At 60.7% G+C, this 12874-nt stretch carries 13 protein-coding genes; 8 read left to right on the forward strand and 5 right to left on the reverse strand.

The features are described from left to right. Positions 1 to 30 precede the first annotated feature (30 nt). Entirely contained in the window at positions 31 to 690 is a 660-nt protein-coding gene (locus HNH97_RS08950) for a hypothetical protein (RefSeq protein ID WP_171790651.1), read from the forward strand. A gap of 357 nt (positions 691 to 1047) precedes the next feature. After that, positions 1048 to 1656: an acetate uptake transporter gene (locus tag HNH97_RS08955; RefSeq protein ID WP_171790652.1), complete on the forward strand. Its 609-nt coding sequence runs from the start codon at positions 1048 to 1050 to the stop codon at positions 1654 to 1656. A 97-nt stretch (positions 1657 to 1753) separates the two neighbouring features. Here HNH97_RS08955 and HNH97_RS08960 read toward each other — a convergent pair whose 3' ends face one another. Then, positions 1754 to 3979, reverse strand: coding sequence for a prolyl oligopeptidase family serine peptidase (locus HNH97_RS08960; protein ID WP_171790653.1), 2226 nt, complete (start codon positions 3977 to 3979; stop codon positions 1754 to 1756). A gap of 246 nt (positions 3980 to 4225) precedes the next feature. On the opposite strand from HNH97_RS08960, the gene HNH97_RS08965 reads away from it, so the two are divergent. The 3 genes from HNH97_RS08965 to HNH97_RS08975 all read left to right on the forward strand — a co-directional run bounded on the left by HNH97_RS08965 (position 4226) and on the right by HNH97_RS08975 (position 8088). Further along, positions 4226 to 5920: a DUF885 family protein gene (locus HNH97_RS08965; protein ID WP_171790654.1), complete on the forward strand. Its 1695-nt coding sequence runs from the start codon at positions 4226 to 4228 to the stop codon at positions 5918 to 5920. Positions 5921 to 6015: 95 nt separating this feature from the next. Next, complete coding sequence (locus HNH97_RS08970; protein WP_171790655.1) at positions 6016 to 6324, forward strand: hypothetical protein; 309 nt, start codon at positions 6016 to 6018, stop codon at positions 6322 to 6324. Between the two features lie 1131 nt (positions 6325 to 7455). Next, the gene (locus HNH97_RS08975; protein WP_171790656.1) at positions 7456 to 8088 is read left to right on the forward strand and encodes a hypothetical protein; all 633 of its coding nucleotides are present in this window, start codon (positions 7456 to 7458) and stop codon (positions 8086 to 8088) included. 133 nt (positions 8089 to 8221) lie between these two features. Here HNH97_RS08975 and HNH97_RS08980 read toward each other — a convergent pair whose 3' ends face one another. Together HNH97_RS08980 and HNH97_RS08985 are read right to left on the reverse strand one after the other, a co-directional pair. Next, the gene (locus HNH97_RS08980) at positions 8222 to 8407 is read right to left on the reverse strand and encodes a dsRNA-binding motif domain-containing protein (protein ID WP_110913576.1); all 186 of its coding nucleotides are present in this window, start codon (positions 8405 to 8407) and stop codon (positions 8222 to 8224) included. A gap of 309 nt (positions 8408 to 8716) precedes the next feature. After that, a complete protein-coding gene (locus HNH97_RS08985; protein WP_171790657.1) occupies positions 8717 to 9496 on the reverse strand; it encodes a LexA family transcriptional regulator in 780 nt (259 codons plus the stop codon). A 203-nt stretch (positions 9497 to 9699) separates the two neighbouring features. Here HNH97_RS08985 and HNH97_RS08990 point away from each other — a divergent pair, with 203 nt between their 5' ends. The 3 genes from HNH97_RS08990 to HNH97_RS09000 all read left to right on the forward strand — a co-directional run bounded on the left by HNH97_RS08990 (position 9700) and on the right by HNH97_RS09000 (position 11032). Beyond that, positions 9700 to 10179 carry a phosphate-starvation-inducible PsiE family protein gene (locus tag HNH97_RS08990; protein ID WP_110913575.1) on the forward strand — a complete coding sequence of 160 codons (480 nt, stop codon included), beginning with the start codon at positions 9700 to 9702 and terminating at the stop codon, positions 10177 to 10179. 251 nt (positions 10180 to 10430) lie between these two features. Next, on the forward strand, positions 10431 to 10607 hold the full coding sequence (locus tag HNH97_RS08995; protein WP_167400334.1) for a hypothetical protein: 177 nt from the start codon (positions 10431 to 10433) through the stop codon (positions 10605 to 10607). Between the two features lie 230 nt (positions 10608 to 10837). After that, the gene (locus HNH97_RS09000) at positions 10838 to 11032 is read left to right on the forward strand and encodes a hypothetical protein (RefSeq protein ID WP_171790658.1); all 195 of its coding nucleotides are present in this window, start codon (positions 10838 to 10840) and stop codon (positions 11030 to 11032) included. 120 nt (positions 11033 to 11152) lie between these two features. On the opposite strand, the gene HNH97_RS09005 is transcribed toward HNH97_RS09000, so the two are convergent. Both HNH97_RS09005 and trhO read right to left on the reverse strand, forming a co-directional pair. Further along, positions 11153 to 11728 carry a GNAT family N-acetyltransferase gene (locus tag HNH97_RS09005; protein ID WP_110913515.1) on the reverse strand — a complete coding sequence of 192 codons (576 nt, stop codon included), beginning with the start codon at positions 11726 to 11728 and terminating at the stop codon, positions 11153 to 11155. Then, the gene (trhO, locus tag HNH97_RS09010; RefSeq protein ID WP_171790659.1) at positions 11721 to 12734 is read right to left on the reverse strand and encodes an oxygen-dependent tRNA uridine(34) hydroxylase TrhO; all 1014 of its coding nucleotides are present in this window, start codon (positions 12732 to 12734) and stop codon (positions 11721 to 11723) included. Before trhO ends, HNH97_RS09005 begins: the two co-directional genes overlap by 8 nt. Positions 12735 to 12874 lie beyond the last annotated feature (140 nt).

Consider the following 12874-nt stretch of genomic DNA (forward strand, 5'->3'; position numbering starts at 1 on the left):
CATGACCGCCCCATTCCCCCAGGGACCGCGATGACCATCGACCTTTCGACCAATTTTTTCTACGACCGGGAGGATTGGGAACATTTCATCAGTTCAATGCTGTCGGGGGTCAGTTTCCACCCCACCAGCGTACTGGTGCGCGCGCTGTATCCACGCACGCCGGACGGGTATGAGGCCATCCATTACAACAACCACTGGGTCGCGCTGTCGTACGGCTTTGTCCTCGCCTTTACCAAGGACGAACACATCATCTTTCCCGCCTTCGGGATCGAGGTCCCGCTCCGGGGCGGGTGGCCCGAATACTTCACCATGCATCACATCACCTACATGACCGCCGTCAAGGAGTGTTTCCTGACGTTCAGGCAGGACGTCAACGCCCTGCATGACCGGCTGGAACGGACGCTGGTCCGGTTCGATCCCGAACTGCGCCTTGTCACGGATGACGATTGCGGCGTGTATGTCGAAAAGAACGGCAGGGTCATCGCGCACGGCACCATCACCGTCGAACAGGAGGTTCCCGACCTGCTGCGGCAACTGGCGCGCAACCTGAAATCCGGCATCGTCCTGCCGATCGATGCGCAGGAACGCCGCCGCGAACGCCGCAAGCCCCAGTTGCGGCGCGTCTATATCAATGGCGGGGGGAAGGAAATGATTGACAATTATGTCCTCAAGACCCGGCGCAGGTCCTGAGGCAACGCGAAGAACGCCACTTTTCCCTACGCCGGACCTGTCGCAAAAATCCGCGCCCACATAATAGTACGCAGACGTTCAAAAGTTTTTGGTGAAGCTTTTTCCAAAAAGCTTCGAAAGACGCCGCCTTTTTCGATCAAAAGCCGGCACCCAAAAACTTCTGTTACTTTCCCCCGCTTTTCCCTGCGCCGGGCCTGTCGCAAAAAGCCGTGCCCACATAACAGTACGCAGACGTTCAGAAGTTTTTGGTGAAGCTTTTTTTAAAAAGCTTCAGGAACCTTCTGCCGCGCCATTAAGGCAGATTTTAATATCCCGTGCCCGATCATTCGTGACATGTTTTGTCATGATTTACCCGCCATGAAATGGAATCGCGGCATGACCCACAATTCGGCAAAAGCAGATCCGGCCCCGCTGGGGCTGATGGGGTTTGGCATGACGACTGTCCTGCTGAACCTGCATAATGCGGACCTTGTCCCGATGGGGGGCGCGATCCTTGCCATGGGACTGGTGTTCGGGGGGGCGACGCAGTTTGTCGCCGGACTTCTGGAATATGCCAATGGCAATACGTTCGGCATGACGGCGTTCATGTCGTATGGCGCGTTCTGGCTGTCGCTTGTCGTGCTGCTGTTCCTGCCGCACTGGGGACTGGCGCCTGCGTCCTCACCGGGCCTGATGGGCAGCTACCTGCTGATGTGGGGCCTGTTCACCGCCATCATGACGATCGGTACAATACGGGCGTCGCGCATGCACCAGGTGGTGTTCTCCAGCCTGACCGTGCTGTTTGCCCTGCTCGGCCTGGCGGAGATCCTGCAACAGCCGGTACTGACGCTTGTTGCGGGGTACGAGGGACTGTTCTGCGGTTTCAGCGCCATCTACCTTGCCGCGGTGGAACTGCTTGCGGGGCAGGTGGGCCACGCAACCGCGCCAGTGGACGTCACCCCCCTGCCTGTCGAGGTGCCCGCCTGAAGGAACGCCGCCTTTTTCGATCAGAAGGCGGCACCCAGAAACTTCTGTTACTTTCCCCGACTTTCCCGAAACGACGGACCCGTCAAAAACTCCCACCCTACTGCGCAGGCGTCGTGCCCCCTTCGGGATGCAGGGCGCGGTCGAGGAACCGCGCCAGTTGCGTGTAGGCAAAGCGGGTCTGTGGCAGGTTTTCCATATCCCACGGATGGTTCGCACCGGGCAGGGTGACGAGGTCGAACATCTTGCCCTGTGCGATCATGCGCTGCGCCATCGCCATGGTGTCGGCATACAGCACGACCTCGTCGCGCGTGCCATGGATGATCATCAGCGGATCGCGCAGGCCCGCCGTCTGGTACAATGCCGACTGCCGCTGGTACCGCGCGGGGAAATCATGCCCCGAGGGCGGTCCCATGATCCATTCCTGTTCGGGATAGGCATGGGCGACGTTGCTGGCCGGTGCGCCGGCCACGCCCACGGCATAGAATCCCGGCTTGCGGAACAGCGACATCAGCGTCATCAGGCCACCATAACTCGACCCCCAGATGCCGATGCGCGCCGGATCGGCATAACCACGCGCAACCATGGAGCGCGCGCCGTCCTGCAGGTCGTCGATGTCGAGCGTCCCGTACTGCCCCAGCATCGGCCGGTTCCACGCCTTGCCCCGGCCAAAGCTGCCGCGGATGCCCGGATTGATGACGATATACCCGCGCGACACCAGATACTGGTCCAGCCCCCATGTCGGGTGCGCATTGCGCCCGCCCCACTGGTCACGCACCGCATCGGAATAGACCGAACCGACAATCATGGGATAGCGGCGGCTGGCGTCATAATCGGGCGGCAGCATGACACGCATCGTCAGTTGCGCGCCGTCCACGTGGCTTTTGTAATCCAGGTACCGCACATCCGCCCACCGCCGTGATGCGAACTGCGGCAGGGGGGAATGTGTCACGCGGGCAAAGGACGGCGTGCCCGACCCCAGGGCCGCGACATACAGTTCCGGCGGCGTGGAATCGTTGCTGAAACGGTCGGCCACATGGGCGAAATCGGGGGAGAACACGACCTCATGCGTGCCATGGGTCCGGGTGACGAGTTCGGGCGTCCCGCCCTCCATCCCGACGCGATAGACCTGCCGCTGCGCATAGCCCGCCTGGTTGGAGGTGAAATAAAGCTGCCCATGGACCGGGTCGGGCACGAAGGATTCGATTTCCCACGCCCCCTGCCCCGGCGCCACGCGCGTGATGGGACGTGGCTGCGCCCCGGCGGCGGGGATGTGGTAAAGCTGGTTATAGCCATACCGGTTGGTCAGCAGCACAAGCCCCGGCCCGCGCGGCGCCCATGCCACCTGCCAGTCGGGGCGGACCTGCGCGGGGTCGGCAAAGCGGTAGAAGACCTGCCGATGGCCGCTTGTGACATCATAGACGTCGATGCCGTGATGCTTGATCACAAGGTCGCTTTCATTGACGAACAGGGAGCGGCCGTCCGGCGACAGGCCGAAATTCCACACCGGGTCCTGTTCATTCTCCCGCGGCATCCAGCGCGGCGGCCCACCCGCGACATCGACCACGCCCACCGCAAAGCCGGTATTCGGATCCCCCGGAAAGGCGCGGATGACATGGTCATGATGCGCCTGCCCGTCATGGTCGTAATCAATCTCCACCTTATGGACCGCGCGGTTGTCGGCCATGACGACGGCGATGCGATCGGACCTTGGGCTCCATTCCACCCGGTCCACCCCATCCTGTGCCGTGCCGGGCACGACGATGCGCGCGGGCGTGGACGCCCGGTGCCCCATGTCACGCAGCCACAGCGCCCCGTCCGACACGAACGCCAGCCACCGCCCGTCGGGCGAGGGCGAGATCAGCCCCACCCCATGGCGCACAAGGTCCAGCACGCCCACATGGCCGCGCATGTCCGTCACCCGCAGCGCGCCATCCATCACGAACGCCACGCGCCCGTCCGGCAGCCATGCAAGCTGCGTCACGCCCGCGCCCCGTGCCGTGTTGCGACCGGCCTCGCCCATATGGGTCACCTGCTGCACCACGCCTGTCGCGGCCTCGTACACCCAGACGTCACGAAACGCCGTGCCACGGTCATTCCACGCAAAGGCCAGGCGCGTGCCATCCGCCGACCACGCATAATGTTCGGGCGAGGTGCCGATGATGCTCTGATCCGCATACAGGCCCGCAATCGTCAGCGGTGCGGGACCGTGCGGTGCGGGTGCGGCGGACAGCGCGGGCGTCGCCGCCAGCAGGGACGCCAGCAGCAGGCCGGCGGGCAGTCGGCGTGATCCGTGGCGGGTGTCATGACGTGTCGTTTTCATCATGGCCCATGTAACGGCGCGCGGGGGCGCATGGCAATATCGTTTCTTTCGCGTTAAGTGGTATTGATAAAAGTAATAAAAGTTTTCGGGTGTCGCCTTTTTTCAAAAAGGCGACGTCTTTCGAAGCTTTTTGGAAAAAGCTTCACCAAAAACTTTTAAATGTTTTGATGGATCAGGGTGGGAATTGACACCTCGCGCCCGGTGCGGGCAACGTTGGAGCCGATGATATCGTAACGATCGGGAACAGGAATGCTGCAAGAAATTCTGAAGCGCCGCACGACGGCCCTGCTATGTGCGGGGGCCATGGTTTTGTTGCCACAGTGTAACATTATGGCCACGTCCGCCCATGCCGCAAGCGCGCAGTTGCAGACGCTGTTTACCGACTGGCGCACGCTCGCCACGCCAGAGCAGCGCGACGGCGCGGTGGATTACGGCGCCAAAGCCCTGTCGCACAAGAAGGACGGCCTGAAGAAGATGCAAAAGCGTCTGGCCACGCTGGACCGTACCGGCTGGACGACGGAGGACGATATCGACGCGCGCCTGATCGCGGCCGAGATGAACGGGCTGGATTTCGACCTGCGCGTGCGTCGCCCATGGGCGCGTGACCCCGGCTATTTCGCCACCATCTTTGCCGAGGAAAGCGACGTCCCCGCGCATGAAGGCCCCTCGGCCGACACGATCGACCTGTTCCGCTATGACTATCCGCTCTCGCCGCAGGCGGCATCGGACCTTGCCGCACGCCTGTCGGGGGTGCCTGTCCTGCTGGAACGTGCGCGCGGGTGGCTGGCGAAAAGCAATACCGCCGACCTGTGGAAATATGGCGAACGCGATTTCCACCGGCAGGCAAAGGTGCTGGGCGCGCTGCTTGACGGGTCACTGAAGATGCGCACGCTGGAGGGGCAGAAGGCCGCGACCCTGGACGGCGCGGGCGCGCCAGTGCGCGAGGCGGCGCAGAAAGCGCTGGCGGCGACACAGGATTTCGGGAAATGGATCGCGGCCGAAGCCCCGCACAAGACCGGACCGTCCGGCGTGGGAAAGGCGAATTACGACTGGTACATGAAGAATGTGCAGCTTGTCCCCTACACCTGGGAGGAGCAGGTCAGCCTGCTGCGCCGCGAACTGGAACGCGCGCAGGCGTCGCTGCGGCTGGAGGAATTGCATAACCGCAACCTGCCGCCGCTGAAACCCATTGAAAATCCCGTGGCCTATCGCAAATATGCCACGACGAAGATGCAGCAGTTCACCGATTTCATCATCAAGACCGGACTGGTGCCGGACCAGCCATATTACCGCGCGGCGATGGCGGCGCAGACGCTGGATTACACCCCGCCGGAGGACCGCAATTTCTTCCTCAAGGTCACGGCGCTGGACCCGTGGCCGCTCTATTCCCATGACATCCACTGGACCGAGCTTGCACGGATCAAGGATGACCCCAATCCCGACCCGATCCGCCGTGGCGCGCCGCTGTTCAACATCTATGCCGCGCGTTCCGAAGGGTTCGCCACGGCGTACGAGGAAATCGTGATGCAGGCGGGCCTGTATGACCACGAACCGCGCGGGCGCGAACTGGTGTGGATCATGCTGGCCAACCGTGCGGCGCGCGGGCTTGCGTCGCTGTATGTGCAGGCAAACCAGATGGACCTCGCCACGGCGGGACGGTTCCATGCGTCGTGGACGCCGCGCGGATATTCCGATCCGAACAATTCCCTTGTCGGGTTTGAACAGTTGCTCTACCTGCGCCAGCCCGGATATGGCACCAGCTATGTCACGGGCAAGCTGATGTTCGACCAGTTGATCTCCCGCCAGGCGCATGAGGCGGAAGCCGCAGGACGCCCGTTCGATGTCCGCACTACCTTCGCCGGCATCGCCGCAACCGGCATCGTGCCGTGGCCGCTGGTGGAAGAAGCACTGATCCCGGCCAAGGCACTGGCGGACGCGCCTTAGGTAGAGAAGTTTTTGGTGAATCTTTTTTCAAAAAGCTTCGAAAGACGCCGCCTTTTTAAAAAAGGCGGCACCCAAAAACTTTTATTACAAGGACCATGTGGGCCGGGTCATGGGGGATCCGGCCCACATGGTGCGTCTTCGCTCTTGTCGTGGTCATGGTTTCTTTTGGCGCAAGGGCAGGCGGCAAAGACCCCGCCGACGTCACGGCCTTTGTGCATGACGCCGATACCTGCGTGTACCTGTCCGGGGAATGGGACAGCACCCTGCCGCAACGCAGGAAGGATGAACTGTCACGCGAAATGGATGCCGCCTGCGCACATATCCGCGCAAGGCAGGAAGCCCTGCAGAAAAAATACAGGGTTGATAGGGATATCATGTCGGAACTTGGGGCATATCAGTTCTGAGGGCGGGAGGGTTTGGGTGCAATCCCCATTCCTGCAACCGTAATGGTTTTTATATATGTCCCCAAAACGCAGAATCTTCGTTCAATGGGCATAAGAAAGACAAGGCAGTTGTCTGATTATCAGGTATGGCTTTATCTCGCTTTTGTCGTCATGAGAATTACTATGCTGACAAAGTTACGGCCCAGTATACACCAAGACATACAAAGTCGTTTCCCCAAAAGGTCCGTAAAGCATAATCGATTTTGAGGTGACCGCGTGTTCCTCCGCTTAGGCCATCAAATCACTGTTCTGCGCAGCCTCTCGCACCATTACAGAAGTTTAATTTCCCGAAAAATATAATAAAACTATGGCGATCATAAATATGAAATATATCTACCATGATTAGCCTCAAATACTATTGGTTTTCTTATTTTTCATTCTGGAACCCAATAGGATAATGTACCACCCGCATTGATTACAACCTTACTAAAAACGCCCCCCTCGCTAATACCATTCGAGGGCCATCAGAAACGGTACCTGCATCATACCCGTCTCGGTCTCGTGGCAATTTTCCACCTCGACGGAGACTGTCTGGTTCTGTCATTGCTGCTTTCTTCCCTTATTATCTTAAGTTTCTTGACATCTCCCCAGATCTTTAATGAAAGATGGACCGATTAGACAGACCTTATTACGATACTATGCCACGTCAACTTTTCAGGCAGCATTGTCCACAAGATGCGATCAATTAACAATTGATTGCTAAAATTCACCATCCTGTTACCTGCCAGACGCTAGCCACAGACATTTGTTCAGTTCATGTCTACTTTTCTGATCATTCTACGACGTTCGTAATGTCTTTGATGAAGGCACCTGTAGTCCGTCTGTTTCAGGACCTTCAGACAAACGAGAAGTCTGTGGATTGCAAAGAGAAAGGTCATTCTATTGGCTTTAAAAGGCTGTTTCAAAAGTTGCCCGGGTCGGTCTGATGTGCCTGTTTGCGCCTGAATGTGGTGTCTTTTGCTCCGATACAGAATGGGATCGGGCTGCACAGTCGCTTGTTCAGTCACAAAATGCCTGACCAGCTCTTAGCTCGGACCTTTTGAAACAGCCTCTCAAAAATAATATTTTGACCGCGAATAGAGAAAGAACAATATGCCAGAAGAAATCAAGTTCAATGATCCTTGGGAAGTTGCAGCAAAATTTCCAAATGCATCAGAGATTTCTGATATTTATCTATCGGAATGTGAGACCTGGGCCAACGATAAATGTAACGACATGCTCAAAATTTCCGGTGCAGCCCAACCAGGGCTGTCTGTACTGATAGTCGGTTATCTTATCGGAGCCCAGCTTCCTTACTGGTGGACTAATGGCGCATTAAAACTAGATTGGAAAGTCTTGATATTCCTAGGATTGCCGGGGATAGCAGGCGTTTTCGTCACAGTATATGCAGAATATTTTAGAGCACACCCGACTAAGGCGTCGGCGGTGGGATGGGAGAGCGCCAACCGCTTAAGAAATTTCTGGAAAAATATTATTGATAATGAAGAAAATATAGACGACGACCTTGTATCTAAAAAACTTCTTATCTTTATTCGCAATGACCGGATGAGGCGAATAGAAAGTTTTCAAGAAGTAGAGGCAGGACGACATAAGTACTTACAACGTTTTCTTTTATTACAGGCTGCTGGGATAATGTTTCTTGGTGCGTTTACGATACACGTATTAAAAGCAGCACATCAACAGCATGTTACGCCAACAAACATTACTAAAAATACGAAAAATTAAAGTCTGCTTTCGGCGTCCTGTGTTAAGCCAGCAACACCCGAGAGGAGGCGAAAGGTGCTACGTACCCTCCCCCCAAAAAAACAGGGCCGGACCCTTTCGGACCCGGCCCTGCCTGCCTTGCGCGGTATGGCGATCAGGCGACGGTGCGGCCATCTTCCTTTGCCAGTTCCTTGATGCGGCGCAGGAAGGACACGGCGTAGTCTTCGGCTTCCATCTTGGAGGAGAAGCCGCCGAACGTCGTCGTCAGGCCACCCACGCTCACGGTGAGGGAGAACTTGCCCTGCGCGTCGGGGCCCTGTGTTTCTGCTGTCTTGCTCATGTCTTCATTATCCCATGGTTCATGACGGGCCATTTCCGGCCTGTTCCACATAATATGGGGACGAACATCGCGCATATCCATGCCGCCGCCTGCATGACTGCGCGGTGCAGGCAGCATATGGATGCTTGATCGAAATCATGGAAACGCAGCATCGCCGCCCTCAGGGGCCTTGCCCCCGCCCCCCACCAAAGGTCTGAGACCTTTGGAAACCATGACTTTATAAACAGATCAGGGTGCAGGGATCGGGATCCCTGCCGGGTCCGGGCAGCGCCCGGGCACCCCACACGCCGACGCCCGCAGGGGGGCCGCCTATTTCCACACCCACTTGCCCACGACGCGGCCATTGATGACCAGTTCCGTGGCATCGACCTCATCCATGGGATAGGTCGGGTTGACGCTGATGATGCGGATGCGCGGCGGGTCGGAATTGGGCACCAGCATCAACTGCTTCAGCACGACGCCCAGGCCGTTCCACAGCACATACACCCCGTCGGGCGACGGTACGCGGTGCGCGGTATCGACCATCACACGGTCCCCGGCCATGAAATCCGGTTCCATCGAATTGCCCGCAACCCGGATGATGACCAGCGCCGACGGGTCGGAGACATAGTTTTCCACGAACGCGCGCGGCATGTGCCACGCCGCCAGGCTGGCATGGCCCTCCCCCGCGCCGCTGTCGGTATCGCCCACGATCGCGCCGCTGCCGGCATGGGGGGAGATGTCGTATTCATTGATCGTCACCGTCCCGTCCGCATTGCGGCGCGGGGCCTGCGCGCGGGCTGCGCGTTCGATCCCGTCATTCAGGTCCGACCCGCCGGGAATGACCCCCGACAGGGCCCAGACCTCGCCCGCGGAAATCGGCGGGTCCCCACGCTCGCTCAGCAGCGGGACAAGGCGGCGGACCAGGTCAACCGGCAGGTATTCCTTCTTCTGCTTGCTCTCGTAAAAGGAATAGGTCGAGAATTTGTTGCCCATCCCCAGATCCTGCGCCAGCGCGCGGATACTGTAGCCCGCACGTTCACGCAGCGCCTTCAGCCTCTGGGAAACAGGCAGGTGTTCCGGGCAGGGAGGGGAGGAAGAAGGTGGCATGGTTGATGTCCTGTCCGATCAGGGGCGGGCGATGTCCGGCCTCCCGCAGGAGGAGGTGCATATTTTCACCCGATCCTGCCCGCGCGCAAGGCCACCCGCCCCGATGGCGCGACAGGGCGCGGGTGACGTGATAGGATACGCCCCCGACACTGGCGCGGGCCGCGCCGTCCCCTTCCCCCATATCGCAGGAGCGTATGCGCCCGATGATCACCCGCCTGCCCGGCCTGTTCCGGATTTCCCACCTGTTCGACCTGTTCGAAGAAGGCGTCATGCTGGTGCTGACGCTGCTGATTGTCGTGATCGCGGGGGTGTCGCTGGTGCATGTCGTGATCGCGGTGGGGCAGATGCTGCTGGGTGCTGGCATGACGCCCACCAGTCCCGAAGTGATCCAGAGCATCTTCGGCATGTTCTTTACCGTGCTGATCGCGCTGGAGTTCAAGCATTCGATCCTCGTCCTGCCCGATGCGCAGCCCCACAGCATGATCCGCATGCGCTCCGTCCTGCTGATCGGGATGCTGGCGACCGTGCGCAAGTTCATCGTCCTTGACCTCAAGGAGGTGAACGTCATGGAAATGCTCGCACTTTCGGCCTCCATCCTGTCGCTGGGCATTGTCTACTGGCTGGTCCGTCCGCAGCAGACCGCGCCGGAGGAGACATCGCACGACATGCCGGCGCATGACTGACACAGGTCATGGACCTGCGGAAACCATGACTTCATAGACTTGAAGCCACCCGGGTGTTCCATGCGCCTGCGGCCCCGCACGCTCAGGGGCCTTGCCCCCGAACCCCCACCAAGGGGCATCGCCCTTTGGAAACCACGACTTAAAGACAGGTCAGGATGCAGGGGGCCATGCGATCACGGCTTCTTGACGTGGGACCGGGGGGCAGGTTTGCTTGGGGCAGGGACCAATCGCCACAGATCAGGAGGGACAGGATGGCTTTCAGGGACGGTGACGTCGTCATGGTGCGCAAGGATGCGGTCTCGGACCCCAAATGGAGCGGGGCGCGGGGCACGGTGGTGGAGATCATCGACAACGGGCAGATGCGCGTGCGTTCCGACCAGACAGGCGATGACAAATGGTTCACCCCGGATCAGGTCGTCTCCGGCTGAAACACCTGCCCCTGCCGGGCGGAAACGGGGGCGTGGCGTCGGGGCCACGCCCTTTTTTCATGCCCGCCCGCGTGGGGTCGGGGCCTCGTGCCGGGGTTGCATGCATGGCGCGGATGCGGGGCATGTGCTGGATGCGGGGCGGTTTGGACGCGGCCTGCGGCATGATGATAGGATGATGGCCGGTTGCCCGCTTTCGGGACGGCCCGACGGAGGCGTAAGGCAGGAACACGATGGATCGCGGCAAGATTGTAAAATGGGGCACCATCATTTCGCTGCTGCTCATGGTCGGCAGCGTCGGCGTGCTGGTGCGCGGCATGACGGCCGAGGGGATCGGACCCATGGCATGGATGGTGGCCGAAGGCCTCGCCGGGCTCGGCCTGCTCGGCCTGGGCATCATCAACGTCACGGGCGGACGCGACAAGTAGGGCCGTGACACACGCCGGGCCTGTCACAAAACCCCGCCCGCACAACAGGGCGCAGAGGCCCAGAAGTTTTTGGTGAAGCTTTTTTCAAAAAGCTTCGACCCCCTCACCCTTTTGTAAAAACTACGCCGCGCGCCCTGCCGGGTCATCCGACAGGATGGCCCAGCGTTCATGGTCGCGCCATGCGCCGTTGATGAACAGGTAACGCGGGGAAAACCCCTCACACCGGAATCCCACGCGCCGCACCAGGGCGAGTGACGGCAGGTTGGTGGGCTGGATGTTGGCCTCCAGCCGGTGCAGGCCCATCATGTCGAACGCATGGCGCACCGTCATGCGCAGCGCCTGCGTCATCAGCCCGCGCCGCGCCTGCGCCTTCATCGCGTAATAGCCCAGATAGGCGCTGCAGAACGTGCCATGGACCACCTGGCTCAATGTCAGGACGCCGACCACGCCCCCCGGCCCCGCCATGTCGTCGCGGCGCGCGACCAGTGCGACATTGGCCCCGGTGACGACCTGGTGGAACCACTCCGCAAAGCCGTCATGGTCGGTAAAGGGCGCGACCCATGGCGCGTGGAAATCGCGACTGGCGAGGTTGCAGGCCACAAGGTCATCGGCATCCATGCGCGTCACGGGCGCAAGGCTTACCCCCGTATCATGCGCGCCCCCTTCGCACGGGCCGGGACGGGCGGGGTCATCCATGATCGCCCCCGTTCCCATGCCCGTCCCCACCGCGCGCGGGCATGGCGCCAAGGTGGCTTTCCCCGCGCGCCCGCGCCAGGTGCGCCTGACGTTCGCGTTCGGCGTAACGCGCGCGCTGTGCCGCGTCGCGTTCGTCATGGCAGGCGGGACAGCTTATCCCCGGCACATAATGGGGGGAGGCCTGGTCCGCCACGCTGACGGGCATGCGGCAGGCATGGCACAGCGCATGGGTGCCGGGGCGCAGGTCGTGCGTGACGCTGACGCGCTGGTCAAAGACGAAGCATTCGCCTTCCCACAGGCTGCGCGCCTGCGGCACGGTTTCGAGGTATTTCAGGATGCCACCGCGCAGGTGGAACACATCGTCGATCCCTTCGGCGCGGACAAAGGCCGTCGCCTTTTCACACCGGATGCCCCCGGTGCAGAACATCGCGATTTTCGGCGCACGCCCCTGCGACAGCAGTTCCGCGCGCCGCGCCCGGAACCAGTCGGGGAATTCGCGAAACGACCGGGTGGCCGGGTTGATCGCACCCGCGAACGTGCCGATCGCGACCTCATAATCATTGCGCGTGTCGATCACGATGGTGTCGGGGTCGGAAATCAGGTCGTTCCACTGCGCGGCCTCCACATACTGCCCGACCTTGCGGCGCGGGTCGATGCCGGGGACGCCCATCGTCACGATCTCCCGCTTGGGGCGTACCTTCATGCGGTGGAACGGCACACTGGCGGCGCGGGTTTCCTTGACATCCATCTCCGCACATCCCGGCAGCGCACGCAGGTGCGCCAGAACATGGCCGATGCCCGCGTCACTGCCCGCGATGGTGCCGTTGATCCCCTCCGCCGCGATCAGCAGCGTCCCGCGCACCCCATGTTCCGCGCACAGGCGCTCCAGCGGTGCGCGCAGGGCAAGGTGATCGTCAAACGGCGTAAAGCAGTACAGCGCCGCGATCCGCACCGGCAGGGCGGTCTCATCAATGGTGGCGGACGGGGCGGGCGCGATGCTGGTCATGGGGCGGGGACCCTGAAAACGGGAATGGGACAACCCCACCGCCATATCAGGGTGCCGCGCGATCTCCAAGCGGCAGGCGAGCGTGCCGCCTGCCGGCCCGTCCGGTGAACGTCCGGAATCATCAGGGGGCAGAGCCCTGC

It is taken from the genome of Gluconacetobacter entanii, from assembly GCF_013155425.1.
Taxonomy (GTDB): domain Bacteria; phylum Pseudomonadota; class Alphaproteobacteria; order Acetobacterales; family Acetobacteraceae; genus Novacetimonas; species Novacetimonas entanii.